The sequence below is a fragment of the Bacillus norwichensis genome (genome assembly GCF_014836955.1).
Taxonomy (GTDB): domain Bacteria; phylum Bacillota; class Bacilli; order Bacillales; family Bacillaceae_C; genus Siminovitchia; species Siminovitchia norwichensis.
The window spans coordinates 54,114-79,094 of sequence record NZ_JACSPV010000013.1 but is presented as its reverse complement, the minus strand read 5'-3'; the positions used below and the strand labels follow the sequence as shown (position 1 = coordinate 79,094).

The 24,981-nt window shown below is 37.9% G+C and carries 22 protein-coding genes; 11 read left to right on the top strand and 11 right to left on the bottom strand.

Going from position 1 to position 24,981, the window contains the following annotated elements:
* Positions 1-113: 113 nt before the first annotated feature.
* Positions 114-638, bottom strand: a complete 525-nt coding sequence (locus H9631_RS09855; protein ID WP_191812289.1) for a DUF6241 domain-containing protein — start codon at positions 636-638, stop codon at positions 114-116.
* A 546-nt stretch (positions 639-1,184) separates the two neighbouring features.
* On the opposite strand from H9631_RS09855, the gene H9631_RS09850 reads away from it, so the two are divergent.
* Positions 1,185-1,361, top strand: a complete 177-nt coding sequence (locus tag H9631_RS09850) for a hypothetical protein (protein ID WP_191812287.1) — start codon at positions 1,185-1,187, stop codon at positions 1,359-1,361.
* A gap of 112 nt (positions 1,362-1,473) precedes the next feature.
* On the opposite strand, the gene H9631_RS09845 is transcribed toward H9631_RS09850, so the two are convergent.
* Positions 1,474-2,055 (bottom strand): TetR/AcrR family transcriptional regulator, encoded by a 582-nt coding sequence (locus H9631_RS09845; protein ID WP_191812285.1) that lies wholly within the window; start codon positions 2,053-2,055, stop codon positions 1,474-1,476.
* A 458-nt stretch (positions 2,056-2,513) separates the two neighbouring features.
* Between H9631_RS09845 and H9631_RS09840 the strand changes: the two genes are divergently transcribed.
* The 4 genes from H9631_RS09840 to H9631_RS09825 all read left to right on the top strand — a co-directional run bounded on the left by H9631_RS09840 (position 2,514) and on the right by H9631_RS09825 (position 6,030).
* Positions 2,514-2,672, top strand: coding sequence for a hypothetical protein (locus H9631_RS09840; protein WP_191812283.1), 159 nt, complete (start codon positions 2,514-2,516; stop codon positions 2,670-2,672).
* 3 nt (positions 2,673-2,675) lie between these two features.
* Complete coding sequence (locus H9631_RS09835) at positions 2,676-4,112, top strand: purine-cytosine permease family protein (protein WP_318246795.1); 1,437 nt, start codon at positions 2,676-2,678, stop codon at positions 4,110-4,112.
* Positions 4,099-5,064 carry an agmatinase family protein gene (locus H9631_RS09830; RefSeq protein ID WP_191812279.1) on the top strand — a complete coding sequence of 322 codons (966 nt, stop codon included), beginning with the start codon at positions 4,099-4,101 and terminating at the stop codon, positions 5,062-5,064. The genes H9631_RS09835 and H9631_RS09830 overlap by 14 nt, the downstream gene beginning before the upstream one ends.
* Positions 5,065-5,232: 168 nt before the next feature.
* Positions 5,233-6,030: a carbon-nitrogen hydrolase family protein gene (locus tag H9631_RS09825; protein WP_225220963.1), complete on the top strand. Its 798-nt coding sequence runs from the start codon at positions 5,233-5,235 to the stop codon at positions 6,028-6,030.
* Between the two features lie 680 nt (positions 6,031-6,710).
* Here the strand turns inward: H9631_RS09825 and H9631_RS09820 are convergent.
* The 5 genes from H9631_RS09820 to H9631_RS09800 form a co-directional block, all read right to left on the bottom strand.
* Positions 6,711-7,727 carry a carbon-nitrogen hydrolase family protein gene (locus H9631_RS09820; protein ID WP_191812275.1) on the bottom strand — a complete coding sequence of 339 codons (1,017 nt, stop codon included), beginning with the start codon at positions 7,725-7,727 and terminating at the stop codon, positions 6,711-6,713.
* Positions 7,728-7,739: 12 nt separating this feature from the next.
* Positions 7,740-9,275, bottom strand: coding sequence for a sodium:solute symporter family protein (locus tag H9631_RS09815; RefSeq protein ID WP_191812273.1), 1,536 nt, complete (start codon positions 9,273-9,275; stop codon positions 7,740-7,742).
* Positions 9,275-9,529, bottom strand: a complete 255-nt coding sequence (locus H9631_RS09810; RefSeq protein ID WP_191812271.1) for a hypothetical protein — start codon at positions 9,527-9,529, stop codon at positions 9,275-9,277. The genes H9631_RS09815 and H9631_RS09810 overlap by 1 nt, the downstream gene beginning before the upstream one ends.
* Before the next feature lie 204 nt (positions 9,530-9,733).
* Complete coding sequence (locus tag H9631_RS09805; RefSeq protein WP_191812269.1) at positions 9,734-11,155, bottom strand: sigma-54 interaction domain-containing protein; 1,422 nt, start codon at positions 11,153-11,155, stop codon at positions 9,734-9,736.
* 842 nt (positions 11,156-11,997) lie between these two features.
* The gene (locus H9631_RS09800) at positions 11,998-12,354 is read right to left on the bottom strand and encodes a helix-turn-helix domain-containing protein (RefSeq protein ID WP_191812267.1); all 357 of its coding nucleotides are present in this window, start codon (positions 12,352-12,354) and stop codon (positions 11,998-12,000) included.
* A gap of 450 nt (positions 12,355-12,804) precedes the next feature.
* On the opposite strand from H9631_RS09800, the gene H9631_RS09795 reads away from it, so the two are divergent.
* Together H9631_RS09795 and H9631_RS09790 are read left to right on the top strand one after the other, a co-directional pair.
* Positions 12,805-14,211 (top strand): MFS transporter, encoded by a 1,407-nt coding sequence (locus H9631_RS09795; RefSeq protein WP_191812265.1) that lies wholly within the window; start codon positions 12,805-12,807, stop codon positions 14,209-14,211.
* 432 nt (positions 14,212-14,643) lie between these two features.
* A complete protein-coding gene (locus H9631_RS09790; RefSeq protein ID WP_191812264.1) occupies positions 14,644-15,540 on the top strand; it encodes a polysaccharide deacetylase family protein in 897 nt (298 codons plus the stop codon).
* Between the two features lie 169 nt (positions 15,541-15,709).
* On the opposite strand, the gene H9631_RS09785 is transcribed toward H9631_RS09790, so the two are convergent.
* A complete protein-coding gene (locus H9631_RS09785; protein ID WP_191812337.1) occupies positions 15,710-16,066 on the bottom strand; it encodes a helix-turn-helix domain-containing protein in 357 nt (118 codons plus the stop codon).
* A gap of 164 nt (positions 16,067-16,230) precedes the next feature.
* On the opposite strand from H9631_RS09785, the gene H9631_RS09780 reads away from it, so the two are divergent.
* Complete coding sequence (locus H9631_RS09780; protein WP_191812261.1) at positions 16,231-16,428, top strand: helix-turn-helix domain-containing protein; 198 nt, start codon at positions 16,231-16,233, stop codon at positions 16,426-16,428.
* Positions 16,429-16,811: 383 nt separating this feature from the next.
* A complete protein-coding gene (argH, locus tag H9631_RS09775) occupies positions 16,812-18,284 on the top strand; it encodes an argininosuccinate lyase (protein WP_191812259.1) in 1,473 nt (490 codons plus the stop codon).
* 610 nt (positions 18,285-18,894) lie between these two features.
* On the opposite strand, the gene speB is transcribed toward argH, so the two are convergent.
* Both speB and H9631_RS09765 read right to left on the bottom strand, forming a co-directional pair.
* On the bottom strand, positions 18,895-19,872 hold the full coding sequence (gene speB, locus H9631_RS09770; protein WP_191812257.1) for an agmatinase: 978 nt from the start codon (positions 19,870-19,872) through the stop codon (positions 18,895-18,897).
* Entirely contained in the window at positions 19,869-20,990 is a 1,122-nt protein-coding gene (locus H9631_RS09765) for a YkvI family membrane protein (RefSeq protein WP_191812255.1), read from the bottom strand. The genes speB and H9631_RS09765 overlap by 4 nt, the downstream gene beginning before the upstream one ends.
* A gap of 285 nt (positions 20,991-21,275) precedes the next feature.
* On the opposite strand from H9631_RS09765, the gene H9631_RS09760 reads away from it, so the two are divergent.
* Together H9631_RS09760 and H9631_RS09755 are read left to right on the top strand one after the other, a co-directional pair.
* Positions 21,276-21,716 (top strand): Lrp/AsnC family transcriptional regulator, encoded by a 441-nt coding sequence (locus H9631_RS09760; RefSeq protein WP_191812253.1) that lies wholly within the window; start codon positions 21,276-21,278, stop codon positions 21,714-21,716.
* Positions 21,717-21,942: 226 nt separating this feature from the next.
* Entirely contained in the window at positions 21,943-23,265 is a 1,323-nt protein-coding gene (locus tag H9631_RS09755; RefSeq protein WP_191812251.1) for a short-chain fatty acid transporter, read from the top strand.
* A gap of 376 nt (positions 23,266-23,641) precedes the next feature.
* On the opposite strand, the gene H9631_RS09750 is transcribed toward H9631_RS09755, so the two are convergent.
* On the bottom strand, positions 23,642-24,625 hold the full coding sequence (locus H9631_RS09750; RefSeq protein ID WP_191812250.1) for a nuclease-related domain-containing protein: 984 nt from the start codon (positions 24,623-24,625) through the stop codon (positions 23,642-23,644).
* Between the last annotated feature and the right edge of the window lie 356 nt (positions 24,626-24,981).

Below are 24,981 nucleotides of genomic sequence, written 5' to 3'. Positions count from 1 at the left end.
AGCTGTTCTTGCTCGCGGAAAGGAAATTTAGTATAAAAAGGAGCTGCCCCCATAGGTTGACTGTTGTTTTTGCGCATAGCAGCTTTATGTCTATCATGTTAATTCAAAACATTTTAGTCTTTAAAATTGTTTTTGATAAATTCTGCTTCCTCACTTTGAGACATGATTCCAAATGCCTTGCCAATTGTACCGCCTTGGTAGGTCCAAAAATAGTTGTGATCTTCATCGGCTTTGGAGAAGTCTTCATTTTTCCATCTATCGAGGATGTCAAGGAGACTTTCTTTTCTGTCAAAATTGCTTGTAGAAACGATTTCAAAAACATCGTTAATGGTTTCAGGGATCATCGGAATCGCTCCCCATTTCTGCTCGGCTCTCACCTTCTGATGCGTCATTTTGTGCATCACGTCAATCACTTCTTCTTGGGTGGAGTTCCTATCAAGATCAACCTCGTAGCTTATTCCTTCAATTTTCTGTGTTTGTTCGATGAATTCTTCTTCTGTGACACCTACAGCCGTTGCCTTTTCCTTCACTTCAAGATCTACTTTCTCTTGTTTGCTGGATAAATATTGGAATCCTCCATATCCAGCAAGAATCAATACAGCTGCGGAAACCGCAATCAAGACAAATATCCGTTTCAAAGTGAATACCCCCGATTCCATAGTGGCTTTTCATTTGAAATGATAAATCTAATTAAACATTAACATCTGCAAGAGATTTTTGATACCCAAATATTATTTCTTTACTATTGGCTTTTGCTTAGGATTTCGCAGGCAGGCCTTTCGGTTTGCATGAAATTGTTCCAGGCCTAATTGCATCCTTTGTAGTTTTGGCTATAGTAAGCTTAAAGCATTTCGAGGATGAAGATGTTACCGCATATTATATTTCCATGAAAGACATCGGGGTAAATATATCTGCCAGTGTAACTTCGTCAGCTAAATAATTATAGAGCGGTGAGTCATGTAATGAGGGATAAAATTGGCTGACATAGGCAAGAATGAGAATGGTGGAATAACAAGGTCGATTTGATTCGTTAACCGTTGATATTCGGCGTTCTTCTCAAAGAGTTTGATAAACTAGTTGTTACTTGAAGAAACAGTAGTGACTTATGAACGTATTCGTTAAAAGAGATGGAAACACACCGCCCACTCGTTTTATTGAAATTGTAGAGGAACGGTGCTGCAATCTTGGCTTCCAGAATGTTTGTGGTCATCAATGAACCGGGTGTCATGATAGAAATTCATAAATTAACAGCGGAAATATATGGGGAAGCGAAGACTTCAGTTACCATAATGAGAGGAAAAAGGCAGATCTTCTCTTCCTTGGTAGGAAGCATTAATGGTTCAGTGGAAGATCTTTCCTAAAGCGTTTAAAAAGAAATTAAATAGGGCCTCTCCCAAGGAGATGGAGAGGCTTATTGCTTGATAAAAGTATTAGTACTGTAGAAAATCTCTTTAAATCGTTCTTGTATAAAAATTATTGCGAAATGAAATCTCGGTATAAATTCCAAACCTCTTCTCTTCTTTGTTCATATTTTTCACTATCATATAGATTTTGTTCAACTAATAAGCCATCAATGAGAGTGAAAAAAAGTGAAATCAGTTGTTCAGTATCCTCATTTTTAATCCATCCTTCTTCTCTTCCAATCTGGAAAAACTCGGATAATTGAATTGAAATTTCTTTTTCTAATTCTTCAAAGTCCTTTCTTAAAATTTGAAGTAGGGAAGCTGGGGGATGCATTAATATTTGCTTTAAAATAATTTGCCAAGAAGCAATATTATTTGAATCTGTGTAAAAATAAAAAAAAGCTCTAATGACCTCATCAATCGGTTTTTTCCTAAGTTCTAAGACAAGTTTCATTAATGATTCACGTTCTTTTAATTTTAAATCTTTTATAATACTAAGGAAAAGTTGCTCCTTAGAATTGAAGTGAGAATAAATGGAAGGTGTTTTAATACCTACTTTTTGAGCGATATCCTTAAGAGTAGTTCCTTCATAACCATATTTAGAAATGTAAAATAATGCTGTTTTCTTTATCTTGTTAACTGTTTGGCTCATCAATTGATCCTCCTCTTCACTTATTATAAATAATATTGCTCTTCCTAACAAACATTAGGCATAAAAATATAAAAAAATTAAAGTTAAATCTTTTTTTAAAAATGACATTCGCATGATTTTCTTATGAAAAAGCCCGGTATAATCGGATGTTATAGTTAATTAGTCATTTCATCAATTCTTTATTTCCGATATAACTAACTAATAATAGTTAGTTTACAAGTAAAAAACATAGTGATATACTCTATCGTACATCACTAATAATTCCAACTAACTAATATAAGTTAGTTAGAATCTATTGAGAAAATAACAACATTGAAAATAGAACTAAAGGAGGAATATTTTATGTGACTTTTTTTCTGCATAAAAGAAAGGGCTATCATTTAGTAGGAATGCTTAAAACTACGTATACAATCTGTTTGGAGTTAATATTCAGATTATTTAGGTAAGGGGAGGCATATATGGCTGCTATTAAAAAAGAACTTCTAGAGGCTAATGAATGGGTAAATGATGAAGATGATGTAGTAAACGACATAAGAAAAGTTGATCATTGGTTACTTTTTGGAATCGGCATATTGCCACTTTTGGTATTTTCTATCTGGTATTACATCGTTTATTAAAAAATAGATAAGGTAAGGGAGGAGAACAAGATTAGAGATAGAGCAGATTACTCTAGCAGCGTTTTACCTATTCCATCAAAAGCTAGACATGCTGGACCAATAACAATGTTTTGGCTATATGCTGGGGGAAATATTATATTAGCTTCATTTGTACTAGGGAGTACTTATTCAGAGTCATTAGGATTTATCCCAGCGGTGATCATGACTATTGTCGGAAATTTAGCTGCATATACTATTTGTGCGTGGTCAGCACAAAAAAATGTTAAATATGGTATCGATGAAATCGTCTCTCACAGACCGGCGTTTGGTTATTATGGTTCAGTCTTTGGAGTCTTTCTAATTCTAGCTATTACCATTGGATGGACAGGAATTTTATCGTCGCTGATGGGATCAGCTGGAGAATTGTCTGTTACTATTTTAACGGGTTCCAGCGGTTTCGCAGGAGAGTATTATGCTTATGCTATCGTAGGTGGAATTATAATTCCTATAATTCTATTACTTATTGATCCCAAAATAGGTTTCAAACTCTCAAATATAACTGTACCTATTATGCTAGCTTTTAGCATCTATATGTTAATAAAACTGTTAAGTGCAGAGAATCTTGCAGCGTTGATAAGTTTTAAAGCAACGCGAGAGACTAGTTGGATATTTGCATTTGAAGCCATATTTGCATACGCAGTTGTGTGGCTGCAATATATAGGTTCTTGGAACCGTATGGCTAAAACTGAAAGGGGTGGTGTTTGGGGAACATATATTGGTTTAGCCTTAGCAGGAATGTTGCTTGGAATTGTGGGTGGAATGGCCACAATACTGACAGGTGAAGTAGATCCAACTCTATGGATGCTTGAACTTAATTTAAGCGTTATGGCATTTATTTGTATTATTGCTGGTACGATTACAACGATTACTATATTAATATATTCCGGAGCTATGTCTCTATTGACTGTATTTCCAAATTTAAACTTTAGAATTGTTACCGTTTTAATCGCATTACCAGCATTGCCATTTATCTTCATCGGTTCACTGCGCGAAGCTTTTGATTTTATTTTGATTTTTGGAGCTATGCTAGCAGGACCATATTGGGCGATTATATTAATTGATTATTTCTTATTAAGAAAGCAAAAAATTAATGTAAAAGCTTGCTTTGACAAAGAAGGACCTTATAAGTATTTTAAGGGATTTAATCCTGTTGCTATTTTTTCACAAATCGTTGGTATGATTGTTTGGCTATTCCTAGGCGGTTGGATGACAGGGTTTACATTTATTACTAGTTCTATTGGGATGACTTTGTTTAATACGCTTGGAGCTACATTACCTGCAATAATCGTCTCAGCACTTGTTTATTATGGACTGACGAAATTATTTCTAAAAAAATATAGTTTTGGAGATTATCGTTATTCCAAAAAAAATCTTGGAGGGGTATTAAATGAAATCAAATGATACTTGGAGCTCAGTTTTACATAAAGGACCTGCAACATTTTTAAATAGTCCTGTTATGGAGCCAGATCAAAATAAGATAAAGAAAGAAGGAGTAAAAGCAGCCATACTTGGAGTTCCATTTGATGGCACAACCATTACCCGTACAGGTTCTTCCATGGGACCAAGAAAAATACGTGACGTCTCATCGATGACCATCCCTTATCATTTTGATTATGATGTAGATATTATGGAAACATATAATATTCGCGACTGTGGGGATGTAGACGTAAAAATTGGAGACGCTTTCGGCACAATTGAACGTGGTGGAGAGAATGTAATAGAGATCTTAAAAGGTGGAGCTCTGCCAATTCTGGTTGGTGGGGATCATGTTATTACTGTTACTTCAACAAGAGCGTTGAACCAATTTGATCCAACTAAAAAATATGGTTTCATCCTTTTCGACTCTCATTTGGATACTGCCGAAGATGTAGGCGGAGATCCGTGGAACCATTGCTGCCCTGTACCTAGAACAATGGAGTTGGATTGTTTTGATCCTAAAAATGCCGTCATTATTGGTGCAGGTGGACCAATGAATCCCAAAGCTGAGCTTGAATATGTGAAAGAAAACGGAATATCCCTATATACAATGAGAGATATTTATAAAAGAGGTATACAAAAAGTAGTTGAAGAAGCTATTAAAATTGCTTCTGACGGCACAGATGGTGTATATATTTCCTTTGATATGGATTCATTGGAAGCTTCCCAAACACCTGGTACGTGTGCCCCGACTCCAGGTGGAATTATGGTTAGGGAAATGATACAAGCAATTGAATTGCTGGGACAAGTAGATCTTGTTGGATTCGATGTTGTAGAAATCGCACCTCCATATGATCACTCGGATATAACAGCAATTACAGCAACACGTTTTATTGTAGATATGCTCGCATCTCGTGCAAGATACATTAACAAATAATATCTGTAAGGTTCTAAATGGTGTAACCCTGAAGTTATTTTGTTGGAACTGCGGAAAATGAAAGCCCCTTACCACTAAGGGGCTTATCATTTGTTGCTGCTAACCGAAGTTTTGGAAAGAAAATTAACTAATTGAAGGACCTTACTAAAAAACGCCCATTTAGGAGAGATGTTTGTGAATGAAATCAAAGTATCTGTCGCTCAACTTATACCAAAACTGGGTGATAAACAAGGTAATCTGGAGCGTATACAAGAATCGATAGTGAAAGCAAAGAGTGAACAATCACAATTAGTCATTTTACCGGAATTGTTTCTCACCGGTTACTCAGTTGGAGAAAATGTAAGTGCACTGGCTGAAACGATTGATGGCCCATACATGACAAAGGTACGCAATTTATGTAAAGACCATGAAATTTATTTGGTTATTAGTTTTCCTGAGGATGGGCAAGACGGCAACTATTACATTTCATCAGCGCTGATTGATTCACAGGGGGAAGTGCTGGGAGTCTATCGAAAAGTTCATCTGTTTGATAGTGAAAAGAATTATTTCCAACCCGGATCAAGATTTGAAGTAATCGATACTCCACTGGGGTCAATGGGTATGATGATTTGCTTTGATGTGGAGTTTCCTGAAATTGCACGTGCACTGAAGCTAATGGGAGCAGACTTCATTGTGATTGTAAACGCGAATATGCAACCTTATGAACTCCAACATCATCTATTTTCACGATGCCGTGCAATGGAAAACGAAATCCCAGTCATTATTTGTAATCGATTAGGAAAAGAAGGAGAGCTTGATTTCTGTGGAGATAGTATGGTGATTGATGCGACAGGAGAAATTCTACTATCGCTAAAAGATAAAGAACAAGTTCAAACAGTTATATTACCCATTAAGCAAGAACTTGATCCAAAGATGAGTTACACCGCAAACCGAAGAGGCGATATGTACGGCATACTTGCAGAATAATTAAGTTGTTAATATTATGGTTAGCTTGTAGAGAGAGTGAGTGTTTTTTCTCTATGGGCTTTTTTTTATTGGTGTTTCAAGCTTTAAGTTTGTTTTTTTCGTTAATGAAGGTGTGATTTGCAGGTTCTATACAACTGAATGTGGTGGTCTTCCTTACTGTTAAGTAGTTGGGAGCATATCTAAAAAAACAAAAAAATACACCCGTATTCTCTTTTTTGGCACCTTTAAATTGCGACATAAAAAGGGTTGGAGAGAATATGAATGCAAACTGATTTTATCACACAATTATTAGGAATTTAAGAGTCTGATATTCAAGTAGAACTCGCAGAAGTAATGGATCATGCTTTTCACATTGAGATTGGAACCAAGGTTAGAAGAGTTACATGTCCCAATTGTAAGAAGAAAACTAAATATGTTCATGGGTACCGTATGAAACGTGTCCAAGGACGCCTGATAGAAGAAAGGCCTGTTGTGTTCCACTGGAGGTACAAATGCAAGGCTTGCCGCAAGACTTTTATGAGAACTTGGGGTTTGTAGGGCGTTACCAGCGAAGGATGTCTCAAGTTCCAATATATGTTTCAGAATTTATACAAGCTATTCCAGTGAAATTTAAACAGTAACGCCTGGAATCAAGGATTCCGGGCGTTAATTTGGTACATTATAGCTGATCAATCATGTTATTATGACTCTATTTCAACCGCTTGCTCTTCATCGTCGACAGACAGCTTCATGATAGTAGGCTGTTCACTTGTATTTAAAGCAGAATATTTCTCCTGATTCAATACGAGCTTTGTTACATCGGGGCGGGCATAATGACCAGTGCAATCAATCATGTGCTTGGCATCTAAAATCTGATCCAGATCAATTTCACCATAGGCAATGCCTTCTTCATTGATAACAGGAGGGGAAACATATTCTCCGTATGGAGAAATAATTCCTGACATGCCCCCACCCAGATCAAAACTGTCCTTGATAGATGGATCCAGCGTTGTATAGAAGTCCAATTCTTCTTGGCCTATGCAAGAGGAAGAAGCGATAACAAATAACTGCCCTTCAAATGCAACGAATTTCGATACTGTTTCAATCGTTTTTGTTCGATCTCTTGGTTGGCTTCTATAGTTTGATCCCGGCCAGTTAGCGATATGAATTTGTTCTCCCATTGAGTAGAGGGCGTAACGTGAAAGGGTCATTGAATTTTCGTAACAGATCAATCCGCCCATTTTTCCGAAAGGAGTATCTAATACGAATAAGTCACTTCCATCCCCGCGGCCCCAAACTGTTCTTTCTTCACTTGTAGGAACGAGTTTTCTTCTCTTTCCGATGATATCGCCTTGGTCATTGATAAACACCTGCGTATTATATAAGGTCCCTCGCTCTCTTTCGTTAATCCCTATGACGATATAAACCCCTTTTTCTTTTGCTTTTCTGCAAATTCTTTGAAACGGCTCCTCTGCAACTTCTACAGATTCGTAATATAGTTGCTTGAAAAGTTCGAGCCGCTTTTTATTGTCTACGGACATCCATAGCCACCAAGGATACATGGGAAGGAACGTTTCAGGAAATACTACCAACCTAGCTCCATTGTTGGCTGCTTCCTCGATAATGGATAGACATTTGTCCACCGTTTTATCTAAATCAAAAACATATGGTGAAGCGTTTACAGCTGCTACTTTGACTTTTTCTTTTTGATTGTACATTATTAATCACTCCTATTGAGATTCAGCTACATTCTTTGTGTTGTGATAATCTTCTTTAGTCGATGGTTGAAAATCACCATTTATACATTTTCGAGTAATGCTATGATAGGCGATGGTTCTTTCTTTCAGGTGGTTTTTCTCTATTTGAGCGATAGCAAAGAATAGAATCACCTGTATTAACAATGCGTACCCGCCGCCATAAACTCCTCCAGGATCACGGACAATATATGTTGTAAAGAGAAGTGTTAAAAAGCCCGCGATCAAACTGATATTTGCAGCATACTTTCCAGCTTTAGGGTAAAAAAGTACGCCGAAGAGGGGCATAAATAAAAGGGAGCCGCAGGTAAAGGCAATCATGGATAAAGCTACAATGGATCCTTCAGCATAGAGTGTCCAGACCACGGAGATCGCCATTAAAATAACCATAGAGATTCGTCCAATCCATACAAGGGTCTTTTCACTATTTTCCTTCTTAATGAATGCTTCCCAAATATCTTTTGTAAAAATAGTCCCCATCGCCATTAATTGTGAATCCACAGTCGACATCGCTGCTGCAAAAGCGGCTGTGATTAACACAACTGCAAGAACAGGAGAATATTCCAAGACAATAGCCGGGAAAATTTGGTCGACTACTTCAATGTCCGGTAAGAATAATTTTCCGAGCATACCGACGATGAGAATGGGTACGAATCCCCAACTTGCAAACAAGACATGTCCAAGCGGAACAACTTTAAATGCACTCATATCTTTAGCCATATAATAACGTGTCCATAAATGTGGAAGACCAATTCCTGCTGTTACATAAATAGCGATGTAAGCAAACCAGTTTAAAGGAGTAAAATATCCAGATGAACCAGGGTATTTAAGGAAATCCGGGAAGTTGTCGTTGACGGCTGAGAACAAGTTCCCTAGCGATCCGATGCCAGTAACTCCTTTGCTGAGCATCCAAAAGGCGAGTCCCCAGGTGAGCAGCATATAGAAAACTCCTTGTACAGCATCCGTCCAGGCAACCGCTTTCATTCCGCCGACTAAACTATAGAGCGTTACCAGAACAAGCATACTTCCTACGCCAAGCCAAAAGGAACTTCCGATCAATTCGAATGCGACGCCAGCACCTAATAATTGAATTCCAATATAAGGAAATAATAAATACATTCCGATTACACTTGAAATGAGCCGAGTAAATTTGCTGTTGTAGTAATGCTCCAACATATCGCTGGGGGTCACATAATTGTACACTTTGGCAAGTGCCCACATTCTGCGCCCGAATACGAACATAAATACACCGAGTACAATATTTAGGATGAAAAATGAATTAAAGCCGACGCCGTGAAGGAAGAAGGAACCCGGAGCTCCAAGTAAAAACCACATACTAAACCAAGAAGCACCAATAGTAAGAAACAAAACAATCGGTCCTAAATCTCTTCCGCCTAAATAAAAATCATCCATAGAGGATTGATCTGTTGCTCTATAACCCAAGTAACAAATAAATAAGTATACAATCATAGAAATACCTAGAAATACAAAGACCATTGTTGGTAAACTCATTATCTTTCGACCTCCAATCCCTGATTAATAGCTTCTTCTTGAGCTTTTTTAACATCAATGTCGTAGGTTTTCCAAACTTTTATTGCACAATATATCAAATAGACCGAGATCAGAAGGTTCAATGACCATATCCAGAGTAAGTTAAACGGTATGCCAAAAGCAGAGGGTTCTAACCTGTTTAATGTAGGGATAAATTGAGAAGCATTAACCAATATGAACCAAAGCACCATAATCACAGTAAAAGAATTTCTCATTTTCTCACCTCCAGTCTTGCCTTATATAAAAAGCAAATATCGTGCCAAAGAAAAAAGCTGGTTTCATTGGCTTTTTACAGAAGCTGTCGATGCATTTTTACATTAAAAATTCAAAAAATAAACTTAAATTTGATGATTAGTTTATTAAATAAAGAAAGATGCGACATTGCATTAAATGTAGAGTTGCATTAAATCTGTATAAGATTACATTGATAAGTGATATTTCTTCATTTTTCTTACGATAGTTGATTGATCAACTCCCAATAAGGAGGCTGCTTCGTAAGTAGTAGTACTTACTCTTAAAGTGTTTTGCAATAATTCTTTCTCATATTGGGCCAGTTGTTCTTTTAGGGAGCCATTTTTATACGACGCTTTAGGCTTTGCATGGCTTAATAAAAAGTCCGGTAAATCCTCAGGATGGATCGTATCTGAGGAAGTTGTTACAAACATTCTCTCCACAATGTTTTTTAGTTCCCTTACATTTCCAGGCCACGGATATTCAATTAACATCCGGATGGCTTCAGGAGAAAAACATTTTTCTGTATGGTAGTATTTGTTAAAAGTATTCGTAAAGCTTTCAATAAGCTTTGGTATATCATCTTTTCTGCTTCTCAAAGGAGGGATTGTAACGGGAACTACATGTAGACGATAGAATAAATCTTCTCTAAATGCCCCGTTGGCAACCATTTCATGTAAATTACGGTTTGTAGCTGCAATAATTCTAAAGTTCACCTTAATTGGTGTTACGCCGCCAAGTCTCATAATCTCTTTCTCTTGGATCGCTCTTAGAAATTTCGCTTGAATGTTTAAGGGCAATTCTCCAATCTCATCCAGGAATAAAGTGCCATCATGGGCCAGTTCAATGAGACCGGGTTTTCCTGATTTTTTTGCTCCTGTAAAAGCGCCTGATTCATAACCGAACATTTCTGATTCAAGTAATTCTGCTGGGATTGCACTGCAATTTACCCGGATGAATTCGCCCTTTTCTTTTCTTGGACTTGAATCATGAATTAATTGAGCCATGACCTCTTTTCCTGTTCCGGATTCTCCTAGCAGCACTGCGGTAGTGTCGTATTTGGCAACCTGCATGACTTTTTCAATGACTTGCTTCATATTAGGAGATTTAAGGACAATATCATTGACCTCTTCAATGTGGTGAAGCAAGCTGTTTAACTCTGATTGATATTTATTTTTCTCTTCTTCCAGCTTTTGCAATTGTTCTCTTAGTTGGATTAACTCAGTGATGTCCCTTACATTGGAAATGACTTTTTTGATATTACCGTCTTGATCGAAAATAGGATTAGCCGTTACGATAGTTGAAATTCCGCTAATGACCTTTTGCATGATGGTAACTGTATTTTTATCTTCCAGTGCTTTTAAAGTGGCACTTTGATCAAAAATACCTTTCTCGACCAGTTCTATCATATTTCTTCCTGTCACTTCTTCCTTCTTTAAGCCCGTAATCCTTTCAATCGCCTTGTTTATGCTAAGAGTCACTCCCTCAGAATCACAGATCCAAATACCATCGTAGGAGCATTCAAAGGCTTTCTTAAGATCCTCATTTTCATTTTTCAGGGCTTCAATATGTGCCTGCAAATCGAAGCTATTGATTTTGGAGATATCCATAAAACTCCTCCCGGTTGTATTATTTTTTTCTATAATAGCATTTATAGGATGATTAGATACGTAGAAAAAACTGGACTATGAAGGTGACATACGAATTTAGATAGGATTGCCCGCGGAATATGTTAGCGACTTGATCCAAATCAACGAAATCGAAGACTTATTCGTGTGCAGTGAGGGGGCTAAATAGAAGCTGGTAACGCAGATAGGATTGAAAACAATCATTGATTAAAATAGAAAAAGCCCCTGGAATTAGGGGAAATATCCAGGGGAGTGTTTGGTAACCTAGGAAAGGTTACTTATAGCATACCTCATGATTATTTGATAAAAAGTGTTTTTACACAAATTTTACAGGCTCTTAAATAAAATTTAACAGACGGAAATAAAAACTAGGTTCGGTACTGAGCGAACCTAGTTTTTCAAGGTAATGACATTTTGTGCCACTGATTTTTGAAGACCTCTGGTAGAAGAATGAATGTTTTTGGAAGGGGCTGATGAGAAATAGGATAACTATATAGGCTGAATTTGAAACTGGTGCATCAGGGTTTTCCAGGTTTCGAACAGTATTTTCGTATTACGGATAGTATTCTACGAATTTTGGACAGTATTACCGGATTACGGATAGTATTTTTGAATCCTGGGCAGTATTTTCCATAATTCGGACAGTATATGCCTAAATTCAGATAGTATTTTCGTTTCATGGACAGTATTTTTATAGCCTATATCGTTTTGACCGAAAAATCTTTGATTGTACGGAACCGAATCCAAACATGCGCAACAGGAGAAGGAAAACTTTGCTACAACCTATATATTTATTCTAGTGCTGATGTTCTCTATATTATCGGCTATTCGTTATCCTCATTTCCGTTGATAATTTCCCACACTTTCCTCAGTTTACGCAAATCCTCTTCATCGGATTTAGGTAATTCCTTATGCCAACGCTCAAGTTCAGGGTCCTTAATGATTATTGGAAATTCATTGTCTTCTTTAGTAGTTGCAGGGTTATCAGTAATGCCTAATAGATAATCTGTTGTCACTTCATATAATAGAGCCAATTTTTTTAGGGTTTCGGTGTCAGGATCCCGATAGTTCCGTTCGTAGTTTGACAGGACCGCGTTGGTAATTCCAATTTTTTCAGCTACAAAAATCTGCGACCAGTTTCTTCGTTCTCTTTCTTTTTTCAAGCGAGAGCCTAAACTCATCATACATCACCGTTTCATATATTATACAGATAGTTTACATCAAATAAACGCTATGTTAAATATTTTAAACAAAAAGTTTATTTTTGGCTTGACATTAAACTCTTTGTGTATATAATTGAGTTATCAATTTAAACTTTACGTTTATTTGTGGGCGGTGATGATATCTGAAAAACTTAAAATATAGGAATAGCTAAATACATAAAATGAGCTTAAGGCTATCCTGAAAAAACAAGTTGTGAAGGGGGTTTAATAGGTTCCCCGTGATCACTGAATTTGAGTAGCTCTTTACAGAGCTAGTTGTATTATGTGAATATCTGCGAATTAAATAAACGTAAAGTTAAAAAGGGTAGGTGTTTAAGGTGTAGGATGGATAGAGGGTGCTAAGGATAATTTCTACCATGAATATTTAGAAAAAACAATAATTATTTATTTCAACAAGGGGGCAAAGGTATGGGTGCTATTTATGGTCAAAAGGTTGCTGATTTGAATGCAAGAATTGATAGATTACCTACATTGGGTTTTAGTAATCTTACCTTTTTAATCATAGGGTTATCGTATTTTTTTGTATACTTTGATATTAGTGTGATCGGTTTTACGTTACCGAAAATAACTGAAGTGTTTCAATTAACTGCAACCGAAGCTGCTTATCCAGTTACCTTGTACTTAATTGGATATGTGATAGGGGATTACCTGTTATCATTGGTTGCAGATCGCGTTGGGCGTAGAAAAGCCCTTTTATATACTGTATTAATTGTAGCCATAGGTGGGTTTCTTTCGGCATTTGCCTGGGACTTATGGTCACTATCTATATTCCGGTTTATAACAGGGGTTGGAACAGGAGCTGAAATAGCTATAGCATCCACAATCATTACGGAATTTTCCCCATCCAAAAGTAGAGGGAAATATCTTCAGTTAATGTATTTTTGGGGAGCTGCCGGTTTAACCGTTACGCCTTTCATTTCGATAGCGTTGATTAATCTGGAGAATGGATGGCGAATTATTTTCGGTTTGGGAGCTTTAGTTGCCGTCGTTCTGATATTTATGAGAGCGCGTTTCCTGCCTGAATCGGCAAGGTGGTTAATCATAAATGGAAAGGCAGAGGAAGCAGAGAAATTAGTAGCTGATATGGAAAGAAGAGTCAGGATGAAAACGGGTAAGGAATTACCGCCAGTTCCTGTAGTTCCGCCGGAAGACGAAAGTAGTGGAAGCGTAACCAAAACTTTATTTTCACCTCCATATTTGAAACGAACCGTTATTACGCTGGCATTTTGGCTAGTTTGGCTTATCACTACCTATGCTTATCTAAGTTATGCACCAACAATATTAATTGAATCTGGTAATACTGCTTCTTCTGGACTTCTTTTTACTGCCTTAGGTTATTTGGGTACCCCAGTTGGTGCTCTAATCGCTTTAATTCTAATCGATAAGGTAGAAAGAAAGTATTTTATGTTCTGTGTGACAGTAGTGTTCGCGGGTGCACTATGTCTGATGACCATTGTGTCAAGCAACTTCATGGTGATATTAGGCGCTTTTATGTGCTCTATGATGATTGCCGCGAATTCGGCAGGCTATGTTTATATGGCAGAGATATTCCCAACTCGTGTTAGAACAACCGGAGTGGCGATCACTGAGGGAGGCGGTCAAATAGGTGGAATTATTGCTCCTTTCTTGACAGTGGCTTTATTAAACGTGATAGGCGGAATAGGCACTTTATACGTATTGGCAGCAATTGTTCTAAGTTCGGGTCTTATCATTCTCATTGGAGGGATGAGGACCACCGGTCTGGAGCTTACAAAAATTGCGGGTGATCCTGCAAGTGCATCTCGGCATACAAAAAATATAAGTGGTGGATTGTAAGAGGAATTTTAAGTCTTTCTGTTGCATGAAAATATTGTCATCCGTAAGGCGCCTCTTTTTAGGAAAATATAAGGCTTTAACAGGGTTCGGTTCCAAAAAGGGGCTGCTGTATTGATTTAGACATCAATTTTGAAAGCGTTTTTAACATTAGCATCTGAGTTCTGTACAAATTTCTGACATGGGAAGTGAGCATAATTTTTTCCATATCAAATATTTATATAGTTACTGCTAAATTCCCTTTAAAGTCGTGAAAAGTAAATTAATTGTAAATTGATGCCTATAGTACTTTGGTGTACTGCTTGACCATACAAAAATTTAAAATCGTCAGGGGAAAGACAGGCAATTAATTTTTGAGGTGTTTGTCTAGGCATGAAGGCAAAAAATTGTCTCTCAGCAGAAAGAAGACCAAAACTATTCGAGGGAGGATGTTTCGTGCAGATTTCTGGTAAATTAAGATTGCCCGAAGGAAAGCGTGTAGCAGTTAATATTGGGTGCGATTTCGATGCGGCCTCTGTTTGGTTGGGAACCTATAAGCTTTTTTCTCCTGCTTATATGTCGAGGGGAGAGTTTGGAGCAGCAGTAGGGGCTCCCCGATTGCTCCGATTATTTGAAAAGTATCATGTACAAACGTCTTGGTGTATTCCTGGCCATACCATCGATACATATACCGATATTTGTAAAGAGGTAGTTACTAAAGGTCACGAGATTTGTCATCATGGGTACGCTCATGAGAATGTAACGGAATTAACTTATGATGAAGAAAAAACTATTATGGAAAAGGGCCTAGAAGCATTACAAAAAATCGGTGTTACACCAAGGGGCTATCGTTCCCCTGCGTGGGATTTTAGTGAGAATACGCTCGGTATACTAGAGGAATATGGATTTAATTATGATAGCAGTCTAATGGGGAATGATTTTTACCCTTATTGGATTCGTCCAGTTCAGGTAAATGTAAACAAAGGGAATGTATATGGCGCCCCTAGTAAAATATTAGAAATACCAGTGTCATGGTATTTGGATGATTTTCCTACACAAGAGTTTGTGGGTGATCATGGAGAAGATGGATTAAGATCTGTTCACGAAGTTTTTGAAAGATGGAAATCAACTTATGATTATGCTTGTAAGCTAGATGGCGCTTGTTTCATCTTAACATTACATCCTCAAACAAGTGGTAGAGCACATTTTATAAAAGAATTAGAACGTTTTATTCAATATATGGAGTCTAATGGTGCATGGTTTACTACCTTAGGGAATATTTATAATGTTTTTGAGAGGACGGATGAAAGCCAAAAAAACTACGCTAGAGAATGCTCATTGAGAAGTAGTTGATGGGATAAAAATGATAAAAAAATTGTCAAGAGAATGACGAAATCAGCATGATTTAGTATACAAACAGCTGTGTGTTAAAAGGTGGAACAGGGGATCCTTTACGTTGGATTGGGGCAGGGATCCGTCTGTCCCCCGATCGTAAGGGATTTATTGTTTCGGGTAAAATCGGTTAGTCATTGTCTCCCTTACTTTTGATAATCTCCCACATTTGCCTCAGTTTACGCAAATCCTCTTCATCGGATTTCGGCAATTCCTTATGCCATCGTTCAAGTTCAGGGTCCTTAATGATGGTTGGAAATGTACCATCTTTTTCATAGGCAATGGGGTTATCGGTAATGCCAAGTAAATAATCGGTTTTCACTTCATAAAGTAGAGCTAGTTTCTTTAGGGTCTCAGTATCAGGATCACGATAATTCCGCTCGTAGTTAGATAAGACTGCATTGGTTATTCCGATCTTTTCGGCTACATAAATCTGCGACCAGTTTCTTCTTTCTCTTTCTTTTTTTAAACGAGATCCTAAGCTCATCATACATCACCGCTTTATATTATATATAAGTAGTTTACATCAAATAAACGCTATGTTAAGTATTTTAAACAAAAAGTTTATTTTATTACTTGACTTTAAACTTTTTGTATATATAATGAAGCTATATATTAAACTTTTCGTTTAATAACGGTGGTGATCTATTCTTGTTACATGAGAGAATTAGAGAGGTAAGAAGATCCAAAAATGTAAAACAAGCCGTGATAGCCAATGCTCTTGGTATTACTGTACAGGCCTACAGTATGAAAGAAAGAGGGAGACGCCCTATAACGACAGTTGAGTTAGAAATGATTGCTGCTGTGCTGGATGTACCAGTATCACTATTTTTTCGAGAGGAAGAATAATAAACGTAAAGTTAAAATGTGGAGTGTGTTGAGTATATCCTTCCCTAATTGAACGCAGCGATACATCCCAATTTGCAGTTAAAAGAGCCGTTTTCGCAGTAGCAAATGGTTAAGTTTTTGCAATGACCGGTTTAACTTCATTCAGCAGAAGTTTCCCACTTTTGTAAGTGGTGAGATGAATGCATCTAGGTATTCCATCCAGTGGGTTTCAAGCCACAGCTGAATAAAGTTAAAGCCTCCGGTGGATGCCACAATTTATTGGGCTCAAATACGCTAAGACGCATTTGATTACAAAGTTTAAGTGACTCTCCTTTCATGAATGTAATTGTTCGAACATCCATATAACCAAATGATTGTATTTTTTTCAGAAGGAGTTGAATGAAGTGAGAGAAAGACTTTTTTCAGAGTTGCCGGAAAAAGTCATTCGCTATTTATTCGAACCTGCGATTGAGAACGAGATGGAGCGTTCCTTTCAAAATATGATGGATGTGAACAAAGCGCATTTAAGCATGTTGATGTCTGAAGGCATTGTGTCTGAAACAGCAGGTCACACCATTATGCAAGCACTGATAGAAATACAAGCTGCTGGAGTTGAGCAGTTGAAGATTGGCCATCATCTGGAGGACTTGTATTTCAATATTGAACAGGGACTGATTGATAGAGTCGGCATAGAGGTTGCCGGACAATTATCCATAGGTAGAAGCAGGGATGATTTTGATGCTGTGGTTATAAGGATGAATAGCCGTGACGGATTACAGAAGGTTTGTAAGCTTGTATTAAAGCTACGCGCTATCCTTATAGAACGGGTTGACGATTATTGTGATTTAGACTTAAACGGTTATATACATATGCAGTCATTGGAGCCGGTTACTCTAGGGAATTATTTTTCAGCGACTCTTCATGCATTGGAGCGGGATTTTACTCGTATTCAAAAGGCATTGCAACAGTCTAATGTATCACCTTTGGGATTAGGGGGAATGGCGGGCACAGCTTTTTCCATCAATCGAGACAAGGTTGCCAGATTATTAGGATTCACGGATACGATGAAAAACTCGTTAGATGGCATTGCTTCATGTGATTATATTCTGGAGTCTTTATCTGCAATGAACATTTTTATGAGTCACATCAATCGCCTAAGCTATGATTTGTACATGTTGTCGAGGGAAGAGTATGGAATTGTTGAATTTGGAGACGCAGATACTGTGACCGACGGAATGATGCACAAGAAAAAAAGTCTGATTACTGCTGAGCATATCAAAGCAAAATCATCTCATGTATTGGCTGCAGTTGTTTCGGCAACTCATATACCTTATGGACATTACCGGGGCCTGGCGGGGGAAAGTACCAAGTATTTCTGGGGCGCATTAAATGAAGTGGAAGCTGCTGTAGAATTATTATTAGAGGCCATGCAGACGATGGAATTTAAAGAGCCAGAAATGTTAGAAAGGGCTTCTGATCACTTTTCAATTGTAACGGAATTAACAGATCTGCTTGTTGGAGAAGCCAGAATTTCGATACGGCGGGCACACCAGTTGATCGGCCATCTGATCAATCATATCTTTCAACACCAAATGTCATTCAAACAATTGGATGCTGAGTTGATTGAACAATTATCCATCCAAATGTTTGGAAAGAGAATTTCTGTTCCTCAAGAGAAAATTGAAAATGCCCTGCGCTCTGTTACTAAAGTAGAAGCAAAAAAAGTTCAAAGCGGATCAGTCTCCCGAGAGGTGAAAAATCAGCTAGAGAGACTTAAACATAAGCTCTTACAAGACGAGATTTGGATGACTCAACAAGTGCAGAAAAATCATTGGAGTAAGGATAAGTTGAAGAATAATCTGCGACAGACGCCGTAGTCAAAAGTAACATGTGATGAAAGCGAATTCATTGTGTGGGTTGATTCTACAGGGGGAAGGGGAGATTAGACTCTGGATGCCAATTGGAATGCTCAATTCATTTACGAGACACCTATACAAAGTAGATTGGGAGAAGGAGCGCTTTTAGACGAAATGAGGTCTGGCTAAATAAATTTAGGTAGGACAAGTTATCAATATGACTTTCAGCTAAGGCCTGAGTTCGGTTTAGAACCGGGCTTTGGCTATTTGAAAGATTAGTATAGACTACTCCAAACTTCGATGCTGCAGTGTTTTTGGAGGGTCTTTTGGGCAAAGGGGCTATTGTGGTGGCAAGTGCGAAATATGGTCACTAATTGCCATTATAGATACCTATAATTGAAGGAGAGTGTGTACTCTTGGAACGAATCTCAGTTAAAGATGCCCAAGTATGAAGAGAAGTGCGCCTTATAGTAACGAATCTTTGCTGATATTTGAAAGGGAGAGGCTTGGTGACATTGTAGAGATAGTCTATATTTTCACTATACCTCTTTCCTATGAAAGTTTCATTGCTGAATAATCGTTAACCGCAATAAAAAGAGAAGCCTCCATTCGGGCTTCCCTTTCAAAAGCTTTAATTCGCTGAATTAAGTTGTTTTTCTCTTATGATGAAATTAATAAAATCAATTATTAATCTAGCAGCAATCTGTGAAGTCACTCCGGTAGGATCGTAGAGTGGATTAACTTCCACAAGGTCAAAACCGATCACTTCACCTTTCTTTGCCACAGCCTCTAAAATCTCACTTACCTCGTCGTAATAGAATCCGCCTGGTGAAGGAGAACCGGCCCCAGGTGCAATAGAAGCGTCTAAACCGTCAATATCAATGGTTACATAGTATTTTTCACCTTCCGGCATATCCTTTAAAGCGTCTTCGATGCCGATTTTTCTAACTTGTTTTGGTGATAAAATGGTGCTGCCATAGGCGCGGGCATCGTCAAAGTCTTCTTTTTGGCTACTTCCAACTCCTCTTATTCCAAGCTGTGCCATTTTATTGATATGATCCATTTCAGACATTCTTCGCATTGGATTACTCAATGTAAAGCGTTGGCCAGATGCATCTTTTAACCAGTCTAAATGGGCATCAATTTGGACGACATTAATTTTTTCTTTACTCTCTTCCAAAGCAAATGCAATCGGGTTTGTTACTGAGTGATCCCCACCTAAAACAATTGGAATGGCACCTTTGGAAATGATTTTTCTAATCGCTTCTTCGGTATTTTCATGGCTTTGCTCAACATCTCCATTAATAATTGAAACATCACCACAGTCAACAATTTTCCAGCCATCATTATTGTAAACAATGTCTTTTTCATGATCATAACCTGAACCAAACGCATACAGGGATGATTGTTCACGAATGGATCTTGGTCCCATACGGGCTCCGGAACGCCATGCAGTTGTCATATCATTTGGAACACCGATAATGGCAAAGTCAGCGTCTAATTCTTCTAAATCAGTGCAGATTGGATACTTTCTAAATGATGTAATCCCTGTGAAGGGCATATCAAGTTTTACTCTTGTGTAATCTGGATGTTTAGCATATTTACTCATAAATTTTCCCTCTCAGTTTCCCATTTTTTCGTTATATTCTGCAAATCATAAGATTGATTTCCCGTTTTCCCCTTGTTGATAAATTGTCGATAAAGCATTCCAACCATTAAGATTAATCCAATATATCCAACAATCGGATATACTAAATCAATAATCTTGGCAAAGGGTAATAATCCGCCGAAAAACCCAAGTATTGTTAAGCCAATTGTAATGATTCTATACTTTAATATGTTGTCTTTTGAGAATTGAATTGAAACAGTCCATAGCATATCCACTGCGGTTGTATAAATGGCAATGAGTAAAATAATAGAAAAGAAAAATGCTAGTGCAGAACTGATTTGATCCGCCAGGAATAAGGTCGGAATATCTTTTGTATGAAGTTTTTCGATATTTGACAGGATGCCAATATAGATGGCAAAGACTCCTATCAGCATAATAAGTCCACCCAAACTCCCGCCAATGATCACATTTTTTCTCCTGACCTCATCCTTGCCCAGATTAGCCAGGAACGGCAATGCTACGAGTAAAACAAATGAAGAGTAGACAAACCCTGATTGCCACCAGTATTTGGTTGCTGATGATAAGTCGAGTTCCTTCATAATTTCATTTGCCTGTGAAAATCCTGCTGGATCAAAGCTGCCAGCCCCTACAATAACTGCAAAAATGACTATAATCGGCCCGGCAATTCCTAATATTTTAATAATCGTTTCCAGACGTAATAAGGCAGTAGTTAATACCAGGATGGCCATAATGGCTCTACCAGTGACAATACCTGTACCAAAGTACTCTGAAACAGTGGCACCAGCTCCAGAAATCATGACGACAAAAACAACTAAGATGAATAACTGCGAGAACCAATAGAAAAAGGTGCCGAGATATTTACCGCAAAAATAGCTGAAAACAGCTTTTGAGTCATCAGCTTTCAATCGGAGACCTACATCCATTGCATATGCACCAAACCACATATGCAAAACGGCTGCAATGATGATAGCGCCAATACCGTAGTATCCATGTGATACGAAAAATTGCAGTATTTCTTGCCCTGTCGCAGTTCCTGCACCTAGGATAAATGATACAAAGGCCCCTGCCAGAACAATGATTTTAAATGTATTGTTCATGTTACCCTCCTTTATTAGAAAAATTTTGAAAATTCATTTGTGGTTTAACCTTGCTTTCATAGAAAGCAAAATCGCGGGCAAGATTTGTTTACCAATTTCGGCAACGCTCAGACTTACAATCTTTCGGTTCCTAATTAAAATTTTTCAAACAATTCATTCTCGAGTATAATAATAGAATATATTAATGATCATTTACATACCAAAATGAAGTTGTTTTGGATTATAAGACTTTTATATGAAGAGAATTTATGTAATCAGTATTCATTTTGAAGGAGTGGGTGAAAGGTGGATCAAGTGGATAGAAATTTGATCAAGTTATTGCAGTTAGATGGACGAATGTCGATCAGTGAGCTATCAAAGAGATTGGCTCTCAGCCGACCCAGCGTGTCAGAGCGTTTGAAACGCCTACAAGAAAAGGGCATTATTGAAGGTTTTGTTGCCCAAGTGTCTCCAGCATCTGTTGGAAGAAAGCTATTGGTTATGATTGAATTTAGTGAAATTAAGGTCCCCCTCTCTGAGTTTGAACAAATGATTGAAGGTGAACCTGAGGTTATTGAATGCCATCGGGCCACGGGCCACGTCCATTACTATATTAAGGCAGCATTGAAAGGAATGGATGAATTAACACGGTTGATTGAAAAGCTAATTCCTTACGGGAATACCAAAACTTCCATATTGTTGGGAACACCGGTGGCTACACGTGTAATCTTGCCGAGTGATGAGTAGAAAAGGAATAACAACGCTACGCAGTTACCATCCTCCATCGGATTGATTCGTCAGCTACAGGTTCAAATCAACTTCGTGAAGGACAATTGTGTTCTAGAGTGATTCTTTTTAAGATTCTTATCCTGCATGTATAAAAATCTTCCTTTCTTTCATACTTTTTGATAATTTTAAAATATTGCATCCTCCCTTAACATTTAATGTAACTTAAAATAGTGGAGGTAAATCTATGTTAGCGGGTATCGCAGATCGTTTCTCACGAGTTGTACAGCGTTATTTACCAGACGCTTTTGTCATTGCAGTGCTTATGACGATGCTTGTCTTTGCCATCGCATTAGCAATGAATCCAACGGAACCCGGTACTATTTTTTCAGCATGGGGTGACGGATTTTGGACGTATTTGGCATTTACAATGCAGATGGTCCTGTTATTGATGACTGGCATGGCGTTGGCAGCAGTTCCCTTTGTGAGCAGAGGGCTGGAGAGTTTAGCAAAGCTAGCGAACAAACCGTGGAAAGCTTATTTGCTTACTTTCCTAGTTTCCGCGGCGGCCTACTACATAAATTGGGGCTTGGCAGTTGTTGTCGGAGCCATCATTGCTAGAGAAATTGGAAAAAGAAATAAAGATGCGCATTTTCCACTTTTAGTGGCATGTGCTTATTCCGCGACAGTGCTGTTTCCTGGAGGAATCTCGAGTTCGATTGGATTGACAATTGCCACAGAAGGGCACTTTTTAGAAGAAATAATGGGAGTGATTCCGACATCAGAAACATTATTTCATTATTCAACGATTATAATTTTCCTAACTTTAGTTGTGATCATGTCCATTTTCATTGTTTTAATGTCACCTAAGAAAAATATTATCAGTTATCATACTACGGAATTGGATCAGCAACCGGAAACCGAAACTGCAGTCGCAAAAGATTCGCTCAGTCCTGCCTTAAAATTAGAATATACCCCTATTTTAGGAATGTTAATTGGAGCAATTGGCATCGTTTACACGGTTATATCGATTTGGGGCGGCAGGGATTTGGATTTGGATATTATCAATCTTTTCTTCTTGTCGTTGGGAATGTTTTTACATCGCTCTTTGGGCCAATATGCAAAGTCCTTTATGGAAGCCTCTAAATCTATTTCGCCCGTTATCCTGCAATTTCCCTTTTATGCTGGGATCATTGCGATATTATCCGGTTCAGGTTTAGGACAGCTTATTATAGACGGGATGATTTCTGTAGCCACACCTGAAACATTCAATGTTTTCACTTACTGGGTAGCTGGATTTGTTAATATTTTTGCTCCATCAGGTGGCGGACAATGGGCATTGCAAGGGCCTTTACAAATCCCTGCAGCAATGGAATTGGGGGTCGATCCATCCAAAACCGCAATGGCTGTTGCATGGGGAGATGGATGGACTAATTTAATACAGCCATTTTGGGCATTGCCAATACTATCAGTGGTTGGTCTGCACATCCGTGATATTATGGGATATTGTATTCTATTGAGTGCAGTAGTAGGAATTGTCACAAGCGTGTTAATTTTCTTCTTGTATTAGAAAGGCCGAGGCTGGTTCAAAACCCTATAAAAATGAATAAAACCACATGAAATCAAATTAAACCTTGATTTCACGCGGTTTTATTTTCACGATTTGTACTAAAATCAATTAGGTTTCAACTTATGTTCCAGCCTCATTTTTATTGGAAAGGTGGGGATTCCTTATTAATGAGGAGCACCTTTGATTCAGTGATAACCTTAAGTTTTGAGAGATACTATTCGGACTTAGGAGCATACTCTTGGCTTTTGAGAAATACTCTCGACTATTGAAAAATACTCTTCGGATTTAAGAACTACAATTAGCTTTTTGAAGGTTCCTCCCGATTCGAAGAGCACGGTCTTTTTTTCAACCATTGCATGTTGGCATTCCCTTTTTATTAAATCCACTTTTTCAACGCATCTAATGATAAATGATATTTTCTATCCTTAAAGGTTCCTTCAAAGGGCAGATTTAGTGATCCCAACAGATGGGTGGCAACAGTAACGGAATCGAATTGCAAAAAATAGCGGAATTGAGAATTTGTAATGGTGTTTCCATTCAAAAGAAGGTGATCAATTAAAGCCTGAACGTGTGCCATTTTATCTGCAAATCCGCACTTATTGCATTTCCATGTTCCAAACGCCCTTTTAAAAGACAAAAGCTTGCATTTATCACAATAAACGCCTGGGTGAATGTCACTTTTATCAACTCGAAATTCTTGTAAAATATCGGGTTTTGAAGGAGTATCAAGCTTTAATAGGAGTTGGGAAATCTTTTGAAGGTCAGCGTATGATATGAGATGCACCTGTTGTTTTGTCCAAAACAACTCGGAATTTTGCCGAATAGCAGCTGCACGTATTACTTTTTTACTGGCGATCTTCTCATATTGGGGATCAAATTTGATAATGGAGGAAGGGTTTGTGACGACAACAAACGAGGTGCCGGGAAGAATAATATCCAGGTTTTTTCTTATCAGATTTTCCAAATGATATTGTTGGTTCTCCGCCTGAGTAATGGGATTGGGATACGATTCTGTTCGACCTTCATACGTTTGGAGCATCTGCTGCTCCTCGAAGGTCAACGTGCCGGTATGATTTTTCGCTTCATAATTTGTGAAATAACGTCTCGATAAAAGGAGAGCGTCTATTTGAAAAAAAGTGTTATTCCACAGGGGGAGCCGAAGATCATGGAGGATAAAGTGTTCGTTTTGAGGCAACTGTGACAAATGATAGTCGAGGGACAATTCCCCGCGGTAACCGGCTTTCCTAAATCTTAGCTCTTTCTCAATGTGGAATTTACTCGGATGATTTGGGGGGATTCTTCTTAAAAGTGCTTCCATTATCAGGATTTTTAAGGGCATTCTCCTGAATTTCTTAATCATTTAAACACCTCAATTTGATTTATTATGAAATAATTCGACGGATTTCGGTAAAATCCTTTATTTACGGGATTTTGACTTGCTCGGAAAGCTATTTAGTTTTTCGGTTTGCCGGGACATTCTCAAATTTTAATGATACTATCCAGTTTGCCGGGATACTCCTCAGATTCAAGAAATACTCCCAATTTATCGCAGATACTCCTCAGATTCAAGAAATACTCTCAACTTATCGCAGATACTCTTCAGATTCAAGAAATACTCCCAACTTATTGCAGATACTCCTCAGATTCAAGAAATACTCCCAACTTATTGCAGATACTCCTCAGATTCAAGAAATACTCCCAACTTATTGCAGATAC

Bases quoted from the DNA above. Each gene is read 5' to 3' on its own strand.
- H9631_RS09765 (WP_191812255.1), bottom strand. From the start codon at position 20,990: ATGAACAATACATTTAAAATCATTGTTCTGGCAGGGGCCTTTGTATCA.
- H9631_RS09820 (WP_191812275.1), bottom strand. From the start codon at position 7,727: ATGTACAATCAAAAAGAAAAAGTCAAAGTAGCAGCTGTAAACGCTTCA.
- H9631_RS09825 (WP_225220963.1), top strand. From the start codon at position 5,233: ATGTTTGTGAATGAAATCAAAGTATCTGTCGCTCAACTTATACCAAAA.
- H9631_RS09795 (WP_191812265.1), top strand. From the start codon at position 12,805: ATGGGTGCTATTTATGGTCAAAAGGTTGCTGATTTGAATGCAAGAATT.
- H9631_RS09830 (WP_191812279.1), top strand. From the start codon at position 4,099: ATGAAATCAAATGATACTTGGAGCTCAGTTTTACATAAAGGACCTGCA.
- H9631_RS09810 (WP_191812271.1), bottom strand. From the start codon at position 9,529: ATGAGAAATTCTTTTACTGTGATTATGGTGCTTTGGTTCATATTGGTT.
- speB (WP_191812257.1), bottom strand. From the start codon at position 19,872: ATGAGTAAATATGCTAAACATCCAGATTACACAAGAGTAAAACTTGAT.
- H9631_RS09840 (WP_191812283.1), top strand. From the start codon at position 2,514: ATGGCTGCTATTAAAAAAGAACTTCTAGAGGCTAATGAATGGGTAAAT.
- H9631_RS09845 (WP_191812285.1), bottom strand. From the start codon at position 2,055: ATGAGCCAAACAGTTAACAAGATAAAGAAAACAGCATTATTTTACATT.
- H9631_RS09815 (WP_191812273.1), bottom strand. From the start codon at position 9,275: ATGAGTTTACCAACAATGGTCTTTGTATTTCTAGGTATTTCTATGATT.
- H9631_RS09805 (WP_191812269.1), bottom strand. From the start codon at position 11,155: ATGGATATCTCCAAAATCAATAGCTTCGATTTGCAGGCACATATTGAA.
- H9631_RS09755 (WP_191812251.1), top strand. From the start codon at position 21,943: ATGTTAGCGGGTATCGCAGATCGTTTCTCACGAGTTGTACAGCGTTAT.
- H9631_RS09800 (WP_191812267.1), bottom strand. From the start codon at position 12,354: ATGAGTTTAGGCTCTCGCTTGAAAAAAGAAAGAGAACGAAGAAACTGG.
- H9631_RS09750 (WP_191812250.1), bottom strand. From the start codon at position 24,625: ATGATTAAGAAATTCAGGAGAATGCCCTTAAAAATCCTGATAATGGAA.
- H9631_RS09785 (WP_191812337.1), bottom strand. From the start codon at position 16,066: ATGAGCTTAGGATCTCGTTTAAAAAAAGAAAGAGAAAGAAGAAACTGG.